This is a genomic window from Thermocatellispora tengchongensis (genome assembly GCF_014202315.1).
In the GTDB taxonomy this organism is placed as follows: domain Bacteria; phylum Actinomycetota; class Actinomycetes; order Streptosporangiales; family Streptosporangiaceae; genus Thermocatellispora; species Thermocatellispora tengchongensis.
In genome coordinates, this window is the sequence record NZ_JACHGN010000027.1 from 149107 (window position 1) to 170580 (window position 21474).

Genomic DNA, 21474 nt, shown 5'->3' on the forward strand with positions numbered 1-21474 from the left:
CCGGAGGAGTCATCACGCCAGGGGAACCATTACGCGAGCACGACCCGCGTCTGATCGGCGGCTACGAGGTCCTCGCCCGCCTGGGCGAGGGCGGCATGGGCACCGTCTACCTCGCCCGCGCCGGGCAGGCCGCGCCGGGGGCGGGACGGCTGGTCGCGATCAAGGTCATCCGGCGCGCCGTCGCGGAGGACCCGGGCTTCCGGGCCAGGTTCGAGCGCGAGGTCGCCAACGCGCGCCGCGTCGCCTCGTTCTGCACCGCCGAGGTGCTCGACCACGGGCTGAGCGACGGCCGCCCGTTCATGGTGACGGAGTACATCGAGGGCGTGCCGCTGTCGGATCAGGTCGAGCGGCACGGCCCGCTCTCGGCCGGCACTCTGTACGGCGTGGCGGTCGGGGTCGCGGCGGCCCTGACCGCGATCCACGCCGCCGGGCTGGTGCACCGCGACCTCAAGCCCGCCAACGTGATGCTCTCGCTGTCCGGCCCGCGCGTGATCGACTTCGGCATCGCCCGCGCGGCCGACGCGCTCGCCCGGCACACCAGCCCGGGGCAGCTCGTCGGCAGCCCCGGCTACATCGCGCCCGAGCAGCTCGGCGGCGGCGAGATCACCGCCGCGGCCGACATCTTCGCCTGGGCCTGCCTGGTGGTGTACGCCGGGACCGGCCGCCACCCGTTCGGCGCCGGCACCGTCGCCGAGCTGGCCGCCCGGGTGCTGTACGCCGAGCCGTCCGTCGGCCCGCTCGACCCGCCGCTGGACGCCCTCGTACGCCGGGCGCTGTCCCGCGACCCGGCGGCCCGGCCCTCGGCGGAGGAGATCCTGGTCGCGCTGGCGGGCGGGCGCGGCGCGCAGGCGGGGCCCGGCGACCCCGACCGGGCCGCGAGCGCCGTGCTGACGGCCTCGTGGCACCTGCCCCCGGACGCCGCCCTCCCGTCGGTCCCGCCGATCCCCTCGGTGCCGTCGGTGCCGTCGGTGCCGCCCGCGCCGACCCGGCCTGAGGCCCCGGGCACCCTGCCGCCCGTGCCGGCGCACACAGGGCACAGCGCGCCCATAGGGCACGCGGCGCACTCCACGCACTCGACGCACACCATCCCGGAGAAGCCGCTCCGGCGCGGGGGCCGCGCCCGGAAGGTGCTGGTGCCCCTCACCGCGGCGCTCGCCGCCGCCGCGGTGGCCGCGGCCACGGTGTTCTTCGTCCGCTCCGGCGACGGCACGCCCACCTCTCCGCCCACGGCCGCGCCGGGCACGTCCGCCCCGGGCACGTCCGCGCCCCCGGCCGCGGGCGACGGGCCCAAGACCCTCACGGTGTGGATGATGGGCGATCGGACCTCCACCAAGGAGCTGTTCCTGGAGGGCGTCGAGCGGGAGTTCCGCAAGCAGTACCCCGAGACCGACGTGAAGGTCACGTACGTGCCCTGGGCGCAGGCGCTCCAGCGGTTCCGGGCGGCGCGCGCGGGCGGCGACGCGCCGGACGTGACCGAGATCGGCAACACCCACGTCGGGGGCCTGATCGACGCCGGGGCGCTGGCCGACATCACCGCCGAGATGGCCGCCTGGCGCGAGGGCGGGGGACTGGACCAGAAGGCGGTCGCGGCCGACCGGAGGGACGGGCGGACCTACGCCATGCCGTGGTACACCGGCGTGCACGGCATCTGGTACCGCAAGGACTGGTTCGCCGAGCTGGGCCTGGAGCCGCCGCGCTCGTGGGCCGGGCTGGTCGCCGCGGCCAAGGCCATCCAGAAGGCCAAGGGCGTGCCGGGCATCGGGGCGCCCACCCGCCAGACGTACGCGATCATGAGCTGGATCTGGGGCGCGGGCGGCGATGTGGCGGTGCGGCGCGACGGCAGGTGGCGGGGCGTGATCGACTCGCCCCAGGCCGCCGCCGGGGTCCGCTTCTTCACCGGCCTGGTCACCGACGAGCGCGTCGCGCCGGAGGCGTACATCGGGCGGTACCCGCTGAACGGGCCGCTGCAGGACTTCGTGCGCGGCCGGCTCGGCATGTACGTCGACGGGAGCTGGATGCTGTCCGACCTGGAGAAACGCGCCCCCAAGGAGCGCGGCAACTTCGCGATCTTCCCGATCCCCGCCCGCGAGGGGGGAGCGGCGCCGGTCTTCGGCGGCGGCTCGGAGCTGGCGGTGTGGGGCAAGAGCCGGGCCAAGAAGGCCGCCTTCGCCTACCTCACCCACCTCAACAGCCGGGCCAACTCCATGAAATTCGCCGACACCTTCAGCTACACCTCGCGCTACGCGGGGGTGGTCCCGGCCGGCGAGGCGCTGCGGTCCCTCGCCCAGGTGACCGGCGACATCCGCACGGCGCCGGAGACACCGGGCTGGACCGCGGTGGAGAGCACCGTCATCCCCGGCGCGATGGCCGCGATCATGCGCGGCGCGTCCGCGGACGCCGAGCTGGCCCGCGCCGCGCGCGAGATCACCCGCCTGCTCAACGAGGGGGACTCCGGAGGCTGACCGCCCCGATCCGCAGCCAACCCCACAGGTCGCGTTCACACGCGGTTTACCAAGGCTTCCTAAGGTGCGTGGGCATGAACTGGAAGCGCAGGGTAAACGCGACGCTCGAAGGGATCACGGGCTACAACTTCACGCGAGCAGGCAACGTCCGCAAGCGACCGGCGGCGGCCGCGGCGCCGAAGCCGCCGCAGCCGACGGTCGTGCTGCCGCGGCGCGCGCCGGGCGACAAGGTGCGCCCGCCCGTGGACCCCGTCGCCGACCGCCTGCTGAAGGCCCCGGTGTTCGTGCTCTCCTCGGTACGGTCGGGCTCGACCCTGCTGCGCGTCATGCTGAACAGCCACTCGGAGATCCACGCCCCCCATGAGGTGCACGTGCGCCGGGTCACGGTCAACCTGCCCACCGAGCCCGTGCAGCAGGCCATGGAGGCGCTCGGCCACACCCAGAGCGACGTGGAGCACCTGCTGTGGGACCGGCTGCTGCACCGGGAGCTGGTCCGCAGCGGCAAGCGCATCCTGGTGGAGAAGACCCCGAGCAACGTCTTCGCCTACAAGCGCATCGCCACCTGCTGGCCCGATGCCAGGTTCATCTTCCTGCAGCGTCACCCGCTGTCGATCGCGACGTCCTGGCACGAGGCCGACCCGGAGAAGCGGCCGATGTCCGAGGCGGTGCCGCACACGCTGCAGTACATGAAGTACCTGGTGGACGCCCAGCGCGACCTGGACGGCCTGACCGTGCGCTATGAGGACCTGACCCGCGACCCCGAGACCGAGACCAGGCGCATCTGCGCGTTCCTCGGCGTGCCCTGGGAACCGGGTATGATCAACTACGGCGACAAGCAGCACGGCGAGTTCGTCAAGGGCATCGGCGACTGGAGAGACAAGATCCGCAGCGGCACGGTACAACCGGGCCGCCCGCTGCCCGACGCGGCCGACGTGCCACCCGAGCTGGTGCCCATCTGCCGGATCTGGGGTTACCTGCCCCCCGAGACCGAAGATGTGTCCCAGGCGGAAGGAAACTCGCACGTGAGCGAGAGACTCACCGCCGGGTGAGCTTGCGGCCGGGGGAACTGGACGATTATCCAGGCAACACTCAGGAAGCGTTGTTAGCCTCCCTCGCCATGAACTGGAAGCGCAAGGTAAACGAAACGGTCGGTGAACTGACCGGATTCCGCTTCAGCCGCGTCCAGAAGATCCCGGAACGCCCCCCGGCCGCCCCCGAACGTCCCGCCACCGCACCCGACGAGCAGGTCCGGCCGCCGGCCGACCCCAAGGTGGACCGGCTCGTCTCGCCGGTCTTCCTGATCTCGCCCGTGCGGTCGGGATCGACCCTGCTGCGGGTCATCCTCAACAGCCACTCGCAGATCCACGCGCCGCACGAGCTGCACGTACGGCGGCTCGCGGTGGGGTTCGGCACCTCCCTGGCCGAGAAGGCCATGGAGGCGCTCGGGCACAACCAGGCCGATCTGGAGCACCTGCTCTGGGACCGGGTGCTGCACCGGGAGCTGGTGCGCTCGGGCAAGCGGATCGTCGTGGACAAGACCCCCGCCAACGCCTTCGCCTACAAGCGGCTGGCCGCGTGCTGGCCGGAGGCGCGCTACATCTTCCTGCTGCGCCACCCGATGTCGATCGCGCAGTCCTGGCAGGAGGCCAGCCCCGACAAGCGCGACTTCGAAACCGCGGTCGCCGACGCGCTGCGCTACATGAAGGCGGTCCAGCGGGCGCGCCGCGCGCTCGACGGGCTGACGGTGCGCTACGAGGACCTGACCGCCGACCCCGAGGCCGAGACCAGGCGGATCTGCGAGTTCCTGGGCGTGCCCTGGGAGGCCGGGATGCTGGAGTACGGCGGGCGCGACGACTTCCGCAAGGGGCTCGGCGACTGGAAGGACAAGATCCGCTCCGGCCAGGTGCAGAAGGGCCGCGAGCTGCCCCCGGCCGAGCGGGTGCCCGCCGAGCTGCGCGGCATCGCCGAGGCGTGGGGCTACCTGGGCAAGGACGTCCGGTGAAGCCGCACGCCGAGGTCGAGGAGATCTGGCCCGGCGACGGGCGCGTGCGCGTGCTCGGCCTCGTGCACGGCCTCGACGCCGAGGGCGGGCTGGAGTCGCTCGGCGAGTGGCGGGCGGCGCTGGTCCTGCGCGAGCCGGCGGGCCCCGAGCTGGACTACCCCGCGACGGTCAGGGGGAAGAGGTTCGAGCTGTCGGTGCCCATCGGCGACCTGATCGCGCCGCAGGCGCCCGACAAGGGCGTGTGGGACCTGTACCTGCGGGCCGGCGACAGGCGGCTGCGCGTGGGCAGGCGGCTCGACGACATCCGCGACAAGGCCTCCATCATGGTGTTCCCCGCACAGCTCATCCCCGTAGACGAAGGGTTCGTCCACGTGCGTCCGCGTTACACCGTCAACGAGAACGTCTCCATCGACTATTGGTACGGCCCATGAGGATCCGCTATCTCCTGCTGCACGCCTACGGCATGGGGGGCACGATCCGCACGGTGATCAACCAGGCCAACGCCATGGTCAGGGCCGGGCACCAGGTCGAGCTGGTCAGCGTGGTGCGGCGGCGCGACCGCCCGCAGTTCGCCCTCGACCCCCGGGTGAAGCTCTCGGCGCTGGTGGACCAGCGCGGCGGGGTCGCGCCGCCCTCGCTGGGCGCGCGCATGCGCCGCAAGCTGCGCGGCCGGATGGTGCCCAGCGGCGAGTTCGCCATCCGCTACTTCACCCCCGACGTCGAGAAGGCCGTCATCGACTTCGTCGGCGGGGTCGATGACGGGGTCCTCGTCACCACCAGGCCGGGGCTCAACCTGCTCGCCGCCCGCTTCGCGCCGCGGCGGGCCGTACGCGTGGCGCAGGAGCACATGAACCTGGCCACCCACCGCCCCGACGTGCGCCAGGCGGTGCTGCGCCACTACCGGGCCTTCGACGCCGTGGTCACCCTGACCGAGACCGACCGCAGGGAGTACGAGCAGGCGCTGCCGGGCGTGCGGGTCGAGCGCATCCCCAACGCCGTGCACAAGGTGGACCACCCCCACTCCGACCAGACCGGCAAGATCGTGGTGGCCGCCGGGCGGCTGTTCGCGCAGAAGGGCTTCGACCTGCTCATCCCGGCCTTCGCGGGCGTGGTGAAGCGGCACCGCGACTGGCAGCTCCGCATCTACGGCACCGGCCCGAAGAAGGACGAGCTGCGCGCGCTGATCGAGGAGCACCGGCTGTACAACAACGTGTTCCTGATGGGCCGCACCGAGCACTTCGACGAGGAGCTGCGCAAGGCGTCGCTGTTCGTGCTCAGCTCCCGTTTCGAGGGCCTGCCCATGGTGATGATCGAGGCCATGTCGCACGCGCTGCCGATCGTCAGCTTCGACTGCCCGACCGGCCCGGCCGACGTGATCACCCACGGCGTAGACGGCCTGCTGGTGCCGCCCGAGGACGTCGCCGGGCTCACCGCCGCGCTCAACCAGCTCATCGGCGACAGGGACGCCAGGCTGCGCATGGGCGCCGCCGCGGCCAAGACCGTGCTCGACTACGCCCCCGACGCGGTCATGCCCCGCTGGGAGTCGCTGTTCCGGGAGCTGTTGTCCCGCCGCTGACGCGCCGCCCTGGCGCGTCGGCGCGCGGGGCGGGCCCGGCTCATTACAATCCCGCGGGGTGAACCGCATGCTGCACGGCATCGATGTGTCCAACTGGCAGGGCGACGTCGACTGGGAGCGGCACGCCCGCGACGGCGTCGCCTTCGCCTTCGCCAAGGCGAGCGAGGGCGGCGACTACACCGACACGTGGTTCGCCCGCAACTGGGCGGGCATGCGGGAGAACTGGCTGGTCTGCGGCGCCTACCACTTCGCGCGGCCGAAGGGCGACCCGGGCGAGCAGGCCGAGCACTTCCTGGGCGTGATCCGCGCGGCGGGCGGGCTGCGCCGCGGCGACCTGCTCGCGCTGGACCTGGAGGACGCCGACGGGCTGCCGCCCGCCAGGGTGGCCAGGTTCGCCCGCCGCTGGTGCCGGGCGGTCGAGGAGCGCAGCGGCGTGCGCCCGTTCGTCTACACCTTCGTGGCCTTCGCCGAGGACGGCAACTGCGCCGGGCTGGCCGAGTACCCGCTGTGGATCTCCAGCCCCGGCTCCCCGAAGGGCAGGCCGCACGTGCCGCCCCCGTGGGACTCCTGGCGCCTGCACCAGTACGCGCACAGCCCCATCGACAAGAACGTCTTCGCGGGGTCCCGGCGCGAGCTGACCTCGCTGGGTCTCGACCCCCGGTAACATGCGTGGTAATCACTCATCCTCAGCGATCTAGGAGCAACCGTGTCTGCCGTCGCCGAACTGCGCATCACCCTCGCCGGAGCCGAGCGTGTGGTGGCGGAGGGCACGACGTACGGCGAGGTCCTCGAGGCCGACGGCCGCACGGTCGTCGCCGCCCGCGCCGACGGCGAGCTGAAGGACCTCGCCGCCCAGGTCGCCGACGGCGAGACGATCGAGCCGGTCGCCATCGACAGCCCCGACGGCCGCGCCATCCTGCGCCACTCCACCGCCCACGTCATGGCCCAGGCGGTCCAGGACCTCTTCCCCAAGGCCAAGCTGGGCATCGGCCCGCCGGTCGAGAACGGCTTCTACTACGACTTCGACGTCGAGAGCCCGTTCACCCCCGATGACCTCAAGCGCATCGAGAAGCGCATGCGCGAGATCGTCAAGCAGGGCCAGACCTTCGCCCGCCGTCCCGTCTCCGACGACGAGGCGCGGGCCGAGCTGGCCGCCGAGCCGTACAAGCTGGAGCTGATCGGCCTCAAGGGCGGCGCGGCCGAGGCCGGCGAGGGCGCCGAGGTCGAGGTGGGCGGCGGGCAGCTCACCATCTACGACAACCTCGACCCCAAGAGCGGCGAGCTGTGCTGGAAGGACCTGTGCCGCGGGCCCCACCTGCCCTCGACCCGGGTCATCCCGGCCTTCAAGCTGATGCGCACCGGCGGCGCCTACTGGCGCGGCAGCGAGAAGAACCCGCAGCTCCAGCGGATCTACGGCACCGCCTGGGAGTCGCGCGAGGCCCAGGACGCCTATCTCACCATGCTGGAGGAGGCCGAGCGGCGCGACCACCGCAAGCTGGGCGCCGAGCTGGACCTGTTCAGCTTCCCGGCCGAGATCGGCGGCGGCCTGGCCGTCTGGCACCCCAAGGGCGGCCGGGTGCGCCGGGTCATGGAGGAGTACTCCCGGCTCCGCCACGAGCAGGCCGGCTACGAGTTCGTGGTCACCCCGCACCTCGCCAAGTCCACGCTGTTCAGCACGTCGGGCCACCTGGAGTGGTACGCCGAGGGCATGTACCCGCCCATGGAGATGGAGGGCGCGTCCTACTACCCCAAGCCGATGAACTGCCCGTTCCACATCACCATCTTCAAGGCCCGGGGCCGGTCCTACCGCGAGCTGCCGCTGCGCATGTTCGAGCTGGGCACCGTCTACCGGTTCGAGAAGTCCGGGGTGCTGCACGGGCTGACCAGGGCGCGCGGTTTCACCCAGGACGACGCCCACATCTTCGTCACCCCCGACCAGCTCGCCGACGAGCTGGCCTCGCTGCTGCAGTTCGTCATCGACCTGCTGCGCGACTACGGCCTGACCGAGTTCGAGGCCGAGCTGGCCACCCGCCCCGACAAGTACGTCGGCGACCCCGCCGAGTGGGAGGAGGCCACGGCCGCGCTGCGGCACGCGCTGGAGAAGTCCGGCGTGCAGTACGTCGTGGCCGAGGGCGAGGGCGCCTTCTACGCCCCCAAGATCGACGTGCACATCCGCGACGCCATCGGCCGCCGCTGGCAGCTCTCCACCCTCCAGGTCGACCTGCAGCTCCCGCAGCGGTTCGGCATGGAGTACCAGGCGGCCGACGGCACCCGCCGCCGCCCGTACATGATCCACCGGGCGCTGTTCGGCTCGGTGGAGCGGTTCTTCGCGATCCTGCTGGAGCACTACGCCGGCGCCATGCCGCCGTGGCTGGCCCCGGTGCAGGTCGTCGGCATCCCGATCGCCGACGCCCACGTGCCCCACCTCAAGGCGGTCGCCGACCGGCTCGCCGCGGCCGGCATCCGGGTCGAGGTCGACGAGGGCGACGAGCGCATGCAGAAGAAGATCCGCAACGCGCAGAAGGCCAAGGTGCCCTACATGCTCCTGGCCGGCGACGACGACGTCGCCGCGGGCGCGGTGTCCTTCCGCTACCGCAGCGGCGAGCAGAAGAACGGCGTGCCGATCGACGAGGCCGTCGCCGAGATCATCGACGCGGTCGAGCGCCGCATCCAGGTCTGACCCGCTGATCGTTCCCGTCGGGTCCGGCGTCCCCCTCCGGCCGCCGGACCGGCGCGTTCCCGCGGGCGGCCTCCGCCCGCCGGGGCCGTCAGATGTCGGCGGCGGGCCGGGTGCGCGCGGCGTCCTCGCCGGGCAGGCGCACGTCGTCCACGGTGACGTTGACCTCGATCACGCGCAGGCCGAGCATCCGGCTGACGGTCCTGGCCACGTTGGTCTTCACCTCGTTGGCCACCTCCATGACCACGTGGCCGTACTCCACCACGATCGTCACGTCCACGGCCACCTGGCGGTCGCTGATCTGCGCCCGCGCGCCCTGGTTGCCGCGGCGCTCGCCGAGGCCGATCCGGTCGCGCACCGACTCCAGCGCGCGCTCCAGGTCGCCGCCCATGTCGGCGACGCCGGTCACCTCCAGCGCGGCCAGCGCCGCCACCTTCTCCACCACCTCGTCGGCGACCTTGATCCGGCCCTTCACGTGCGCCGCGGTGGTCTCGGGCGTGGCGAGCGGGAACGGGCGCGGGGCCTCCGTCGTACGCGGCTCGGGCTCGGGGCGCACCGGCGAGGTGTCCAGGTGGGTGACGCCGTCGGGCAGCCCCGGCTCGGGCGACTCGACGGTGGTGTCGATGGGGTCGAGGGAGGTTTCGGTCATGTTCGTCGCTCCAGGACGGAGATATGGCGGGTATGTAGGCGTGCTGGATGATTCTGCCGGAAGGTCGCCCGCCTTGTCCGGATGTCGAGGTCCTATGCTGCTTGGCATGCGGGACAGCGATCCGATCGAGCAGGCCGGGGCCGGAGTGCCGGACAACTTCCAGCGGCTGTGGACGCCGCACCGGATGGCGTACATCAAGGGGGAGAACAAGCCGTCCGGCGCCGGGCCCGACGGGTGCCCGTTCTGCGAGATCCCCAAACTGAGCGACGCCGAGGGGCTGATCGTCGCCAGGAGCGGCGCGGTGTACGCGGTGCTCAACCTGTACCCGTACAACTCCGGGCATCTGATGGTGGTGCCCTACCGCCACGTGTCCGACTACGCCGAGCTGGACGCCGCCGAGACCGCGGAGCTGGCCGACTTCACCAAGCGGGCGCTGCACGCGCTGCGCAAGGCCAGCGGCGCGCAGGGGTTCAACGTCGGCATGAACCTGGGCGGCGTGGCGGGCGCGGGGATCGCCGCGCACCTGCACCAGCACGTCGTGCCCCGCTGGGGCGGCGACACCAACTTCATGCCGGTCGTCGGCCACACCAAGGTCCTGCCGCAGCTCTTGCAGGACACCAGGGTGCTGCTGGCCGACGCGTGGCCCGACTCCTGAACCCCGCCCCTCGGCACGGGGCGGGGCTGATCCGGGGGGACCGCCGGGTGCGCTCAACGGGAGACCGCTTGATGTCGGAAAGGCGGCCGGGAGCCCGCCCGGCGGCCGTCTTGCGGGGCCGTCGCGAGGCGGATGCGGGCGTCAGAAGGTGCGGCCCGATTCGTCGGTGTCGCCCTCGACCCGGATGTGCTCCTTCCTGACGCTCTCGGTGACGGTCCGGTTCTCGGTGATCTCCTCCTTGGCCGCGCGCACCCGCTCGACCGGCACCGTGCGCTTGGAGACCACGGGACGTTCGGCGTACAGGGTGGTCTCGTACTCGGCCTCGGCGATCTCCGGGCCGCCGGGCCCGGCGATGTCGCCCTCGCCGATCGGTTCGCGCACCACCCGGATCTCCTCGTGGGTGACGGGGACGGTGACCTGCTCCTCCTCGGTGGTCACGTACTTGTGCAGCCGCACGTGGCCGCTCTCGTAGCGCTCCTTGCCGACCTGGAGCTGCTCCTCCGAGCGCGTGATGGCCTCCTCGGCGCCCGCCGCGCCCGGGAAGGCCGCGCCCGCGTACGCCGCACCCGTGTACGCCTCGTCGTCCGGGTAGCCGGCGTCCAGGCGGTCGGTGCGGTCCAGGCGCTCGCCGGCGCGGCCCGCGTACGCGCCCCCGATGCCGGTGCCCGTGCCTGCGCCGGTTCCCGCCGTGGTGCCGGTCTCCGTGCCGGTCTCCGTGCCCCTGCCGGTGTACGCGGCGCCGGTGGCCCAGCCCTCCGCGCCCGGCCGGTTGGCGCGCTCCCAGGACTCGTCCCAGCCGATGCCGTAGTAGCGGTACAGCTCACGCTCCTCCTCGGCCGACAGATGGCCGGCCGAGTCGGCCTCCACGTTGGGCGCGTCCTTTATCCGGCTTTTCTCATAGCTGACTGTCACGTGGTCGGAGACGATATCCGCGCCACGTGTTGGGATGAACGTCTCTTTTGTGCCGAACATCCCGGTACGCACGCCGAGCCACTGCGGGCTCCCGGTGACGTCGTCGATGTAGACGTGCCGTACTTCACCGACCTTCTGGCCGCTGGGGTCGTATACCTGCTGATGGATCACCGTAGGGATCTGCTCTTGGGTAATCATGGCCCTTTGTCCTTTTTGTCGGGTTCACGCAGGGCCTACCGCATGCCTGGAGCAGATAACCCGATTTGCCGGACGCTGGACGCAAAAAGGGCCGCCCTTTCAGGCCGCTTTCCCGCCGCCCGACCTCACGCCGTCAGTGCTTCACGGCCACGTCACGGCCGCGTCGCGTCACGTCGTGGCCGGGGCGACCGGGGTCACCGGGTCCTCGGCGGGGCGGGAGGCCGGGTCGTCCAGCCCTTTGATGCCCACCGACAGCACCAGCGGCACGGCCAGGGCCAGCGCCATCGACAGCACCGCCGCGCCCGAGTCGTTCACCAGCATGCCCACCACGCCGCTCACCAGCGTGCCGACGAACCCGGCGCGCAGCGCGGGAGTCCGCTCGAAGGCCGCGGGCAGCACGCCCGCCGTGGCCGCGCCGGGACGCAGCACCGCGAAGACCAGGAACGCGGCGGCGGCCAGCACGATCGGCATCAGGTTGGGGCTGAGCAGCGTGCCCAGCATGGCCGAGAGCTTGCGCCCGATGACCTCCAGCGCCTCGCCGCTGAACACCTGGCCGACGAACCGGCCCAGGTGCGTCTGCGAGCCCGGCGGGCGCAGGTAGTCGAGGTAGGCGATGGCCATCACGATCACGCCGCCCGCGACGCAGAACGCGGCCAGCTTGACCAGCGACAGCCGGCGTCCGGCGATCATCATCGCGGTCACCGCGATGCCGGGCACGAACGCGATCACGCCGCCGAAGTCGCTGCCCACGCCCGGCCAGCCGCCCAGGATCATCGCCAGGCCGCCCAGCGCCACGATGCAGCCCACGGCCAGATCGCGCCGCCCCCGTCCGATCAGCCAGTGGGCCAGCACGGTGGCCGTCAGCAGCACCGAGGTGGCCAGCAGCGCGAACGGGATGTTGCCCAGGCCGTAGTAGCGCGCGCCCACCACCGCCGTGTAGCCCATCACGCTGTTGAGCTGCAGTGTGGTGCCGGTCAGCAGGTCACCGGCCAGCACGGCCGCCGTGACGCCGGTGACCACGGCCAGCGGGCCGAGCGGGCGCTCCCGCCACGGCCCCGACAGCGCGACCGCGCCGAGCACCACCGCGCACCCGAGGATGCCGCCCACCAGCGCGAGCAGCGGCATGCCCGCCTGCCCCCAGGGGGTGAGGTTGACCAGGTAGGTGGCCACCGGCAGCGAGGCGAGCACCAGGGCGGCCGAGCGCAGCCAGTCCAGCGCCCGCCTGCGCCGCAGCAGGAAGAACGCCACCGCGTAGAACAGCACCTGGAGCACGGCCAGGGCGGTGAAGAAGCCGCCGCCCAGCCTCCTGATCGTCTGCCCGGCCACGTCGGCGCCGTCGAGCGCCGCCACCGCCTCGGCCACCGGGCCCGTACGCGTGTCGGCCACCCGCCACGGCGTGCCCACGACGTTGGCCGGGACCTGCACGCCCGCGCCCGTCAGCAGCGTGGCCGTGATGTCGGGCAGGATCGTGATGTCCTCGCGGTGGGTCGAGGCCGCCCCGAGCAGCCGCCCGGCCGCCCCGGGCCGCTCCAGCATCGCCGCCCGCAGATGCGGCTCGGAGTCGTGGTCGGCCAGCCCGGCGAGCAGCACCTCGGTGCCCGCGGGCAGCGCCGCCAGCACCGCCCCCACCTTGGCGTCGGCCTGGCGCAGCGCGACGGCGCGCTGCGCGGCGGTCAAGGGCTCGGGGGTACGCGAGAGGGTGCCGGTCGCGAGGTAGGGCCGGATCAGGTCGTCCACGTCGGCGGCCACGACCCGGCAGCGGGTCAGCGCGCCGGGACGCAGGTCGGCCAGGGAGGCGGCGTACACGCCGATCCGGCCCGCGCGGTCGGCCAGCGCGAGCCCGGCGCCCGGCCCGATCGCCACCCCGCACTGCCCGGCGGCGCGCAGCGCCTCGCCGAGCGTGCCCGCGTGCTTCTGCCCGGCCACCGCGTGCAGGTATCCGTAGTCGGGGATGACCGCCCCGCCGTCGGCGGAGGGCTCGGGCGCGGGCGGCGGCCCGCACCAGTAGCCCACCGCCGACCGCACGCCCGCCGAAACCGTCAGCCAGCCGTCGTACGGGCAGGTCACCCGCCCGACCGCGCGCACCGAAAGCGACCCCAGCGCACTACGCCCGGCCAGCCGCCACAGATTGGGCGTCTCCCGCTCGCTCAGATCGCTCCACCGCAGCCCCGGCACCCCGACCAACGCCACCCGCCCATCGGCGTGGCCGGCCTGGACCCGGGCCGCGTCCGCTTCCGCGCGGGAGCCGGTGGCGCCGGCGTGCGCGCGGGGCGCGCCGGTCTCCGCACGTGCGGCCGCTGTCGGCTGAGCGGACGCGTCGTGCGTGGTCGCGGCGCCCGCGGGTGCGGGCGTCGCGAGCAGCATGCCGAGCAGCAGCGCAAACGCCGACAGCGTCCGCCTCACCGGTGTCCTCCCTGTGTCGTTCCCCTGTGCCCGCGGCCCTGCCGCGCGGGGCACATGAGAGTCCCTGCCCCGGGGCACGGCGATGGCACGCCGGTGCGGCATGCGCCGCCGGTCGTACGATGCACGCGCTGGCACCGTAGGGGAGCCGGAGGGCCCGCGTCCAGGCGTTCCGCGCGAACACCGGCCCAACGATCCGGACTCAGGAGAGATTGACGGTGATCTGGGTGGGTTTGCTCTCGTGCTGCAGGCGGTCGAGCGCGGTCACGAGATACGTGCCGGAGGCGGTGGCGGTGTAGCTCGTGCCGTTGGGCACGATGGCCACCAGGTTGCGCGCGTCGGCGGTGGCGCACTCGCCCGGATCGCCGTCCACCCGGTAGACGGCGTAGGAGCGCGCCCCCTGGCTCGCCTTCCACGTGAGCGTCGCGCCGTTCGCGGTCAGGCCGCCGGGCTTGGCCGGGGCCTGGCCGCCGCGCTCCTCCACCAGCGGCAGCAGCGCCGGGCGCGAGTAGTGCTGCTTCTTGATCGCATCGAGCACCTTCAGCGGGTTGCTGAGAAGCTGCTTGGCGCTGAAGTAGACGTCGCCGCGGATCTGGGGGTACTTGCGGTTGAGCGTCAGGTGCGCGGGCAGCTCGCCCGGCCTGGTCCACTGCGCGGCGTCGGTGGCGCCGACGCGGTAGAGGGCCTGGCCGATGTACAGGTGGACGTCGGTGCCCTTGACCTGCGCCGCCCACCAGGGCGCCAGCACCGAGTAGTCGGCGGCCTTGAACCCGCGGGGCCAGTAGAGCTGCGGCATGATGTAGTCGACCGTGCCCGCCTTGATCCAGGCGCGGGCGTCGGCGTAGATCGAGTCGTACGCCGACATGCCGCTGGTCTGCGAGCCCTTGGGGTCGTTGGAGCGGTTGCGCCAGATGCCGAACGGGCTGATGCCGAACTTCACGTGCGGCTTGGCGGCGTGGACCGCCTTGTCGACCTCGGCGACCAGGGTGTTGACGTTGGCGCGCCGCCAGTCGGCGAGCCGTTGGCCCTTGCCGTACTTGGCGAAGGCGGCCTTGTCGTCGAAGGTCGCCCCGCCGCTCGGGTAGGGGTAGAAGTAGTCGTCGAAGTGCACGCCGTCGATGTCGTAGCGGTTGACCACGTCGGTGACGACCTTGACCACGTGCTCGCGCACCGACGGCAGGCCGGGGTTGTAGTACAGCCGCCCGCCGTACTTCACCACCCAGCCGGGGTGCTGCCTGGCCGGATGGCTAGCCGGCAGCTCGGACACCGACGACTCGTACGCCGCCCGGTAGGGGTTGAACCACGCGTGGAACTCCAGGCCCCGCTTGTGGGCCTCGGAGATGAGGAACGGCAGCGGGTCCCAGCCCGGGTCCTTGCCCGCCTTGCCGGTGAGGAACTTCGACCAGGGCTCGTAGGGCGACTTGTACAGCGCGTCGGAGGCCGGGCGCACCTGGACGAACACCGCGTTCAGCCCGCGCTTGACCGCGCTGTCGAGGATGCGGACGTACTCCGCCTGCTGCCTGGCCGGGCTGAGGCCGGGGCGGGAGGGCCAGTCGATGTTGGTCGTGGTGGCGATCCACACGCCGCGCAACTGGCGCTTGGGATGGGCGGGGTCGAGGTCGCAGTCGGGCGCCGCCGGCGTGCGGGCCGCGTCGGCCGTCGCGTCGGCGGTGGCCTCGGTCGCGGCGTCGCCCGACCGGCCCGCCTTGCCGGCCTTCTGCGCCGTGTCGGCGGCCCGCTCGGCGCTCGCCCCCGGGCCGAAGCTGTAGGCCGCCACCGTGGTCACGGCCGCGACCGCGGTGGCCGCGAGCAGGGCGCGGCGGGGACGTCCCTTCTCCCGTTGTCCGTTTCGCATGGTTCCTCAGTCTGGCACCGCGGCCCGCATGCTTACGCCGGAAAAACGAAATCGTTCTGTGATGCGGATGTGATGAAAGAGTCAAATGGGGCTCAAGAGGCGGCAGCCCCTCGCCCGGCGCCGGACGTACGCCACGCAAGGGGCTTTGCCCCACGATTCTCGATAAAAGGCCCGTTGGGGGTTTTACCGAGATTTGGCGGTTTCTTGGGCTAGCCGGCCGTGCCCGCGGTCACCTTCTGCGCGAGATGCGACGGAAGCGGCTCGTACCGCAGGAAGGAGCGGTGGAAGGTCCCGGTGCCGTGCGACATCGAGCGCAGGTCGATCGCGTACCTCGTGATCTCCAGCTCCGGCACCTCGGCCCGCACCAGGGTACGGCCCCTGCCCACGGGCTCGGTGCCGAGCACCCGGCCCCGCCGCGAGGACAGGTCGGACATCACCGAGCCGACGTACTCGTCGGCCACCAGCACCGACACCTCGTCCACCGGCTCCAGCAGCAGCGTGGGCACCTTGCCCGCCGCCTCCTTCAGCGCCAGCGCGCCCGCGATCTGGAAGGCCATGTCGGAGGAGTCCACCGAGTGGGCCTTGCCGTCGTACAGCGTCACCCGCACGTCCACTACCGGATAGCCGGCCAGGACGCCGCGCTCCATCTGGGTGCGCACGCCCTTCTCGACCGACGGGATGAACTGCCGGGGCACCACGCCGCCGACGATCTTGTCCACGAACTCGAACCCGCCGCCGGACGGCAGGGGCTCCACCTCCAGGTGGCAGATCGCGTACTGGCCGTGGCCGCCGGTCTGCTTGACGTTGCGCCCCATGGCCTGGCACTTGCCGCCGAACGTCTCGCGCAGCGGCACCCGCAGCTCGACCTTCTCCACCTCGACGCCGTGCCGCTTGGCCAGCCGGTCCAGCAGCACGTCGGCATGGGCCTCGCCCATGCACCACAGCACGATCTGGCGCGTCTCGGCGTTGTTCTCCAGGCGCAGGGTCGGGTCCTCGGCCACCAGCCGGTTCAGGGCCAGTCCGAGCTTGTCCTCATCGGCCTTGGAGCGGGCCTGGACCGCGACCGGCAGCAGCGGCTCCGGCATCGTCCAGGAGGTCATCAGCAGCGGCCGGTCCTTGTCGGAGAGCGTGTCGCCGGTCTCGGCCCGCGACAGCTTGGCCACCGCGCAGATGTCGCCCGCCACGCACTTGGGCACCGGGCGCTGGTTCTTGCCCAGCGGGGAGGACAGCGCGCCGATGCGCTCGTCCACGTCGTGGTCCTCGTGGCCGCGCTCGGCCAGCCCGTGCCCGGAGACGTGCACCGTCATGTCGGGGCGCAGCGTGCCGGAGAACACCCGCACCAGGCTGATGCGGCCGACGTACGGGTCGCTGGTGGTCTTGACGACCTCGGCCACGAGCGGCCCGTCGGGGTCGCAGGTGATGCCCCGGACGGGCTTGCCGTCGATCGTGGTGATCTCGGGCATGGTGTGCTCCATCGGCGACGGGAACCCCTGGGTCACGATCTCCAGCAGCTCGGCGGCGCCGATCCCGGTGCCGGTCGCGAGCACGGGGTAGAAGCCGCCGCGCGCGACCGCCTTCTCCAGGTCGTCGATGAGGACCTTGGTCTCGATCTCCTCGCCCGCCAGGTAGCGGTCCATCAGGGACTCGTCCTCGGACTCCTGGATGATCCCCTCGATGAGCGCCCCGCGGTACTCCTCCATCGTCTCCAGCATCTCCGCCGGAGGCTCCTTCTCGGCGCGGGAGCCGCCGGAGTAGTCGTAGAAGCGCTGCGACAGCAGCCCGATCAGGCCGCCGTCGTGAGGCAGGTACAACGGCGCCACGCCGTCGCCGAAGACGTCCTGGCAGGTGGTCAGCACCTCGGAGAAGTCGGCGCGCTGGTGGTCGATCTTGGTGATGACCACCGCCCGCGGCATGGAGACCGCCGCGCACTCCTCCCACAGCATCTTGGTCAGCCCATCGACCCCCTCGGCCGCGGAGACCACGAACAGCGCCGCGTCGGCGGCGCGCAGGCCCGCCCGCAGGTCGCCCACGAAGTCGGCGTACCCGGGCGCGTCCAGCAGATTGATCTTGATTCCGTTGTGGACCAGCGGGGCGAGGGCGAGGTTGACCGATCTCTGCTGGCGCACCTCGACCTCGTCGAAGTCGCTGACGGTGGTGCCGTCCTCGACCCGCCCGGGGCGCTGGATGGTGCCCGTAGCCGCCAGCAGCGCCTCGACCAGCGTCGTCTTGCCCGCTCCCGAATGGCCGACCAGCACCACGTTGCGCACCATGTCCGGCCGGTCGGCCTCCGGTGCCCTGCCCGCGGCTCCCGCGGTCCCGCCGCCTGTCTTGTCCGCCACATCGCCTCCCGCGTTGTCACGTGCGCCCGCGAGCACGCGGCCGCACTCCGGTCCGCCACCGCGTCCTGCACACGCGCTGCCGGGGCCTCGACCGCCGGGTCACCGACAAGACGCGGTGTGTTCACCAAATACCCATGTGGGCAATCTCACAAGGGGGAGAAGGTAAAGTGCTGGACCCGCCCCCTTGGCCGCGAGCCATATCCCGTGCGACGCCCGGGTGGCCTACGATCGGACGCGCCATGCTGAAACTCCTGCGCCCCGCCGTGACCCGAGTCCTCACCCCCCTCGGCCGGGCGCTGGCCCGCATGGGGGTGACCCCCGACATGGTGACCGCCGCCGGCACCCTCGGCACGGTGGTGGCCGCCCTGGTGTTCTACCCGCGCGGGCAGCTCGCGGCCGGCACGCTCGTCATCACCTTCTTCGTCTTCGCCGACCTGCTCGACGGGGTCCTGGCCCGGCTGGGGGGCGGGCGGGGCAGCCGGTGGGGCGCCTTCCTGGACTCCTCGCTGGACCGGCTCGGCGACGCCGCGATCTTCTCCGGGCTCGCGATCCACTTCGCCCTGGAGCGCCGGCCCGTGCTCGCCTGCGTCGCGCTGTTCTGCCTGGTCGCGGGCGCCCTCGTCTCGTACGTCAAGGCGCGAGCCGAAGGGCTAGGCTTCAACTGCGACGTCGGCCTGGTCGAGCGCCCGGAGCGCCTGGTCGGGGCGCTCGTGCCCGCCTTCCTCGACGGCCTCGGGGTGCCCTACGTGCTGGCGGCCGGCCTGTGGCTGCTGGCGCTGGGCAGCGCGGTCACCGTCGTGCAACGCGTGCTCCACGTCCGCCGCCAGGCCCTGGCGCCTGCGGCTTCGACCCCCTCCGCCGATCGGGAGAGCGATGAGCGATAAGCCACCCTCCATCCAGGACCGCCTCATCGCGGCCGGATTCGGCGCCGGCTGGGCGGTGGTGCCCAAACTGCCCCGGCGGCTCACCGCCGCCGCGTTCCGCGCCGCCGCCGACCGCGTGTGGCGCCGCGGCGGCACCTCCGTACGGCGGCTGGAGGCCAACCTGGCCCGGGTGACCGGGCTGCCCCCCGGCTCGGCGGAGCTGCGGGAGCTGACCCGGGCGGGGCTGCGGTCGTACTTCCGCTACTTCCACGAGGTGTTCCTGCTGCCGTCGATGAGCAAGCAGGAGATCGTCGGGCGCAGCCGGGTGACCGGCGAGGAGCACATCTTCCAGACCCTCGCCACCGGCAGGGGGATCGTGCTGGCCCTGCCCCACATGGGCAACTGGGACCAGGCGGGGGCCTGGCTGGTGGCGATGGGCCACCCGTTCACCACCGTCGCCGAGCGGCTGCGGCCCGAGTCGCTGTTCCGGCGCTACGTCGCCTTCCGCGAGGGCCTGGGCATGACGGTGCTGCCGCTGACCGGCGGCGACGGCCACAACTTCGGCAAGCTCGCCCAGGTCGTGCGCGGCGGCGGCGTGGTGTGCCTGCCCGCCGAGCGCGACCTGACCGCGCGCGGCGTCGAGGTCGAGTTCTTCGGCGCGGCCACCCGCGTCCCCGCCGGGCCGCCGCTGCTCGCGGTGCAGACCGGCGCGGCCCTGCTGCCGGTGATCCTGTGGTACGAGGGCGGCGACTGGGCCTTCCGCATCCACGAGGAGATCCCGGTGCCCGAGGAGGGCACCCGGCAGGAGAAGGTCTCCGCGGTCGCGCAGAGCCTGATCTCGGTGTTCGAGAAGGGCATCGCCGAGCACCCGGAGGACTGGCACATGCTGCAGCGCCTCTGGCTGGACGACCTGGAGCCCCGGCCGGGCGCGGCGGGCGCCCGCGGCGAGGCGGAGCGGTGATCGCGCGGTGAGGATCGGGCTCGTCTGTCCGTACGCGTGGGACGTGCCGGGCGGCGTCATGGCGCACATCCGCGACCTGGCCGAGGCGCTGATCGCCGACGGCCACCACGTCTCGGTGATCGCGCCCGCCGGCGACGACGCCGACCTCCCGCCGTACGTCACGCCGGCCGGTCGCGCGGTGCCCGTGCCCTACAACGGGTCCGTGGCCCGCATGGCGTTCGGGTTCATCTCCGCCGCCCGGGTGCGCCGCTGGGTGCGCGACGGCGGCTTCGACGTGCTGCACATCCACGAGCCGCTGGTGCCCAGCCTGGGCGTGCTGGCCTGCTGGGCGGCGAAAGGGCCCATCGTGGCCACCTTCCACGCCTCCTGGGTGCGCTCGCGCGCCATCGCGGTGGCCGAGCCGATGCTGCAGAGCGCGCTGGAGAAGATCAGCGGGCGCATCGCGGTCTCCGACGCCGCCCGCAAGAGCCTGGTCGAGCAGTTCGGCGGCGACACCGTGCTCATCCCCAACGGCGTCACCGTCGCCCGCTACGCCGAGGGCGAGCCGCTGCCCGGCTGGGGCCCCGACGGCCAGACCCTCGGGTTCCTGGGCCGCATGGACGAGCCGCGCAAGGGCCTGCCGATCCTGCTCGACGCCTTCGCGATCCTGGCCCGCGAGCGGCCCCGGCTGAAACTGCTCATCGCCGGCCCCGGCGACGCCGACGACGTCTACGACAAGGTGCCCAAGGAGTTCCGCGACCGGGTCACGCTGCTCGGCATGGTCAGCGAGGCCGACAAGGTCCGCGCCTACCACTCCGTGGACGTGTTCTGCGCGCCCAACACCGGCGGCGAGAGCTTCGGCATCGTGCTCGCCGAGGCCATGTCGGCCGGGGCGCCGGTGCTGGCCAGCGACATCCCCGCCTTCCGCAAGGTGCTGGGCGACGGCCAGGCCGGGGCCCTGTTCCGCAACGGAGACCCGCGCTCGCTGGCCGAGGAGGCCGGCAGGCTGCTCGACGACCCGGCGCGGCGGGCCGCGCTGTCGGAGGAGGCCCGCCGCGCGGTGCGCAAGTACGACTGGTCCACGGTGGCGCGCGACGTCGTGCGGGTGTACGAGACCGTGACCTCCGTCGGGACCGGAGTGGTGGAGGACCAGGCGAGCGCCTCATGACGACGATCGTGATCGCCCTGGTGGTGGGCGTGCTGCTGGTGCTCACCGCCGTCTACATCTCCTGGCGGGCGGGCCGGCTCGACCGGCTGCACATCCGGCTGGAACTCGCCAGGGAGGCCCTGGACGTCGCGCTGGTCCGCCGCGCGGCCGTGTGCCTGGAACTGGCCGCGTCCCGGCTGCTCGACCCGGCGACCTCGCTCGTGCTCGCCTCGGCCGCGCACGAGGCGCGCACGGCGGGGCCGGAGGAGCGCGAGCACGCCGAGAGCGACCTGTCGCGCACCTTACGTGCGGCCGTGGACCAGGAGCGGTTCCGCGAGAAGCTCACCGAGTCGGCGGGCGGCGCGGCGCTCCTCGCCGAACTCGACGAGGCCGTGGCCAAGGTGGTCTACTCCCGGCGGTTCTACAACAACGCGGTCAGCGTCACGCGCACGGCCCAGCGCCGCTGGCTCGCCCGCACCCTCCGCCTGGCCGGCAACACCGACTACCCCGACTTCTTCGAGATCGACGACGCCCCGCCCAAGGCGATGTCCCCCGAGTAACCCGAGTAAGACGCCCCCGCCGTGCCCGCCCGACGCCCCCGTCGGCCCGCCCGACACCCCCGGCCGTGCCCGCCGGGCGCCTCCGGCCGGGTCCGCCCGACACCCCCGGCCGTGCCCGCCCGACCCGCCCGACCCTCCGGCCGTGCCCGCCCGACACCCCCGGCCGTGCCCGCCGGGCGCCTCCGGCCGGGTCCGCCCGACACCCCCGGCCGTGCCCGCCCGACCCGCCCGACCCTCCG

The 21474-nt window shown here is 72.8% G+C and carries 17 protein-coding genes; 12 read left to right on the forward strand and 5 right to left on the reverse strand.

The window, feature by feature from the left end:
• Positions 1 to 53 precede the first annotated feature (53 nt).
• The 7 genes from HNP84_RS43690 (at position 54) to thrS (ending at position 8720) form a co-directional block, all read left to right on the forward strand.
• On the forward strand, positions 54 to 2462 hold the full coding sequence (locus HNP84_RS43690; protein ID WP_312927030.1) for a serine/threonine-protein kinase: 2409 nt from the start codon (positions 54 to 56) through the stop codon (positions 2460 to 2462).
• A 74-nt stretch (positions 2463 to 2536) separates the two neighbouring features.
• Positions 2537 to 3511 (forward strand): sulfotransferase, encoded by a 975-nt coding sequence (locus tag HNP84_RS43695; RefSeq protein ID WP_185055981.1) that lies wholly within the window; start codon positions 2537 to 2539, stop codon positions 3509 to 3511.
• 68 nt (positions 3512 to 3579) lie between these two features.
• Positions 3580 to 4464 (forward strand): sulfotransferase family protein, encoded by an 885-nt coding sequence (locus HNP84_RS43700; RefSeq protein ID WP_185055982.1) that lies wholly within the window; start codon positions 3580 to 3582, stop codon positions 4462 to 4464.
• The gene (locus tag HNP84_RS43705) at positions 4461 to 4895 is read left to right on the forward strand and encodes a hypothetical protein (protein WP_185055983.1); all 435 of its coding nucleotides are present in this window, start codon (positions 4461 to 4463) and stop codon (positions 4893 to 4895) included. The genes HNP84_RS43700 and HNP84_RS43705 overlap by 4 nt, the downstream gene beginning before the upstream one ends.
• Complete coding sequence (locus HNP84_RS43710) at positions 4892 to 6040, forward strand: glycosyltransferase family 4 protein (protein ID WP_185055984.1); 1149 nt, start codon at positions 4892 to 4894, stop codon at positions 6038 to 6040. The genes HNP84_RS43705 and HNP84_RS43710 overlap by 4 nt, the downstream gene beginning before the upstream one ends.
• A gap of 67 nt (positions 6041 to 6107) precedes the next feature.
• Entirely contained in the window at positions 6108 to 6704 is a 597-nt protein-coding gene (locus HNP84_RS43715) for a glycoside hydrolase family 25 protein (RefSeq protein ID WP_246519414.1), read from the forward strand.
• Between the two features lie 42 nt (positions 6705 to 6746).
• Entirely contained in the window at positions 6747 to 8720 is a 1974-nt protein-coding gene (gene thrS, locus HNP84_RS43720) for a threonine--tRNA ligase (RefSeq protein WP_185055986.1), read from the forward strand.
• Between the two features lie 88 nt (positions 8721 to 8808).
• On the opposite strand, the gene HNP84_RS43725 is transcribed toward thrS, so the two are convergent.
• A complete protein-coding gene (locus tag HNP84_RS43725) occupies positions 8809 to 9366 on the reverse strand; it encodes an Asp23/Gls24 family envelope stress response protein (RefSeq protein WP_185055987.1) in 558 nt (185 codons plus the stop codon).
• A 106-nt stretch (positions 9367 to 9472) separates the two neighbouring features.
• Between HNP84_RS43725 and HNP84_RS43730 the strand changes: the two genes are divergently transcribed.
• Positions 9473 to 10021: an HIT family protein gene (locus HNP84_RS43730; RefSeq protein ID WP_221337498.1), complete on the forward strand. Its 549-nt coding sequence runs from the start codon at positions 9473 to 9475 to the stop codon at positions 10019 to 10021.
• A 141-nt stretch (positions 10022 to 10162) separates the two neighbouring features.
• On the opposite strand, the gene HNP84_RS43735 is transcribed toward HNP84_RS43730, so the two are convergent.
• The 4 genes from HNP84_RS43735 to HNP84_RS43750 all read right to left on the reverse strand — a co-directional run bounded on the left by HNP84_RS43735 (position 10163) and on the right by HNP84_RS43750 (position 17725).
• Positions 10163 to 11131 carry a DUF2382 domain-containing protein gene (locus HNP84_RS43735; protein ID WP_185055989.1) on the reverse strand — a complete coding sequence of 323 codons (969 nt, stop codon included), beginning with the start codon at positions 11129 to 11131 and terminating at the stop codon, positions 10163 to 10165.
• A gap of 168 nt (positions 11132 to 11299) precedes the next feature.
• Positions 11300 to 13534, reverse strand: coding sequence for a hypothetical protein (locus HNP84_RS43740; RefSeq protein WP_185055990.1), 2235 nt, complete (start codon positions 13532 to 13534; stop codon positions 11300 to 11302).
• Positions 13535 to 13733: 199 nt separating this feature from the next.
• The gene (locus tag HNP84_RS43745; RefSeq protein WP_185055991.1) at positions 13734 to 15386 is read right to left on the reverse strand and encodes a glycoside hydrolase family 10-like protein; all 1653 of its coding nucleotides are present in this window, start codon (positions 15384 to 15386) and stop codon (positions 13734 to 13736) included.
• A 209-nt stretch (positions 15387 to 15595) separates the two neighbouring features.
• Positions 15596 to 17725: an elongation factor G-like protein EF-G2 gene (locus tag HNP84_RS43750; RefSeq protein WP_185055992.1), complete on the reverse strand. Its 2130-nt coding sequence runs from the start codon at positions 17723 to 17725 to the stop codon at positions 15596 to 15598.
• Positions 17726 to 17964: 239 nt separating this feature from the next.
• Here HNP84_RS43750 and pgsA point away from each other — a divergent pair, with 239 nt between their 5' ends.
• Genes pgsA through HNP84_RS43770 form a run of 4 tightly spaced genes read left to right on the forward strand, consistent with a single transcriptional unit; the run spans position 17965 to position 21235 of the window.
• Positions 17965 to 18609: a phosphatidylinositol phosphate synthase gene (pgsA, locus tag HNP84_RS43755; protein WP_185055993.1), complete on the forward strand. Its 645-nt coding sequence runs from the start codon at positions 17965 to 17967 to the stop codon at positions 18607 to 18609.
• Positions 18599 to 19549, forward strand: a complete 951-nt coding sequence (locus HNP84_RS43760; protein WP_185055994.1) for a phosphatidylinositol mannoside acyltransferase — start codon at positions 18599 to 18601, stop codon at positions 19547 to 19549. Before pgsA ends, HNP84_RS43760 begins: the two co-directional genes overlap by 11 nt.
• Positions 19550 to 19556: 7 nt before the next feature.
• Entirely contained in the window at positions 19557 to 20696 is a 1140-nt protein-coding gene (locus HNP84_RS43765; protein WP_185055995.1) for a glycosyltransferase family 4 protein, read from the forward strand.
• Complete coding sequence (locus HNP84_RS43770) at positions 20693 to 21235, forward strand: hypothetical protein (protein WP_185055996.1); 543 nt, start codon at positions 20693 to 20695, stop codon at positions 21233 to 21235. The genes HNP84_RS43765 and HNP84_RS43770 overlap by 4 nt, the downstream gene beginning before the upstream one ends.
• Positions 21236 to 21474 lie beyond the last annotated feature (239 nt).

Coding starts and splice junctions, on each gene's coding strand:
- HNP84_RS43700 (WP_185055982.1), top strand. CDS start 3,580: ATGAACTGGAAGCGCAAGGTAAACGAAACGGTCGGTGAACTGACCGGA.
- HNP84_RS43745 (WP_185055991.1), bottom strand. CDS start 15,386: ATGCGAAACGGACAACGGGAGAAGGGACGTCCCCGCCGCGCCCTGCTC.
- HNP84_RS43715 (WP_246519414.1), top strand. CDS start 6,108: ATGCTGCACGGCATCGATGTGTCCAACTGGCAGGGCGACGTCGACTGG.
- HNP84_RS43695 (WP_185055981.1), top strand. CDS start 2,537: ATGAACTGGAAGCGCAGGGTAAACGCGACGCTCGAAGGGATCACGGGC.
- HNP84_RS43710 (WP_185055984.1), top strand. CDS start 4,892: ATGAGGATCCGCTATCTCCTGCTGCACGCCTACGGCATGGGGGGCACG.
- HNP84_RS43725 (WP_185055987.1), bottom strand. CDS start 9,366: ATGACCGAAACCTCCCTCGACCCCATCGACACCACCGTCGAGTCGCCC.
- HNP84_RS43730 (WP_221337498.1), top strand. CDS start 9,473: ATGCGGGACAGCGATCCGATCGAGCAGGCCGGGGCCGGAGTGCCGGAC.
- HNP84_RS43760 (WP_185055994.1), top strand. CDS start 18,599: ATGAGCGATAAGCCACCCTCCATCCAGGACCGCCTCATCGCGGCCGGA.
- HNP84_RS43770 (WP_185055996.1), top strand. CDS start 20,693: ATGACGACGATCGTGATCGCCCTGGTGGTGGGCGTGCTGCTGGTGCTC.
- HNP84_RS43735 (WP_185055989.1), bottom strand. CDS start 11,131: ATGATTACCCAAGAGCAGATCCCTACGGTGATCCATCAGCAGGTATAC.
- pgsA (WP_185055993.1), top strand. CDS start 17,965: ATGCTGAAACTCCTGCGCCCCGCCGTGACCCGAGTCCTCACCCCCCTC.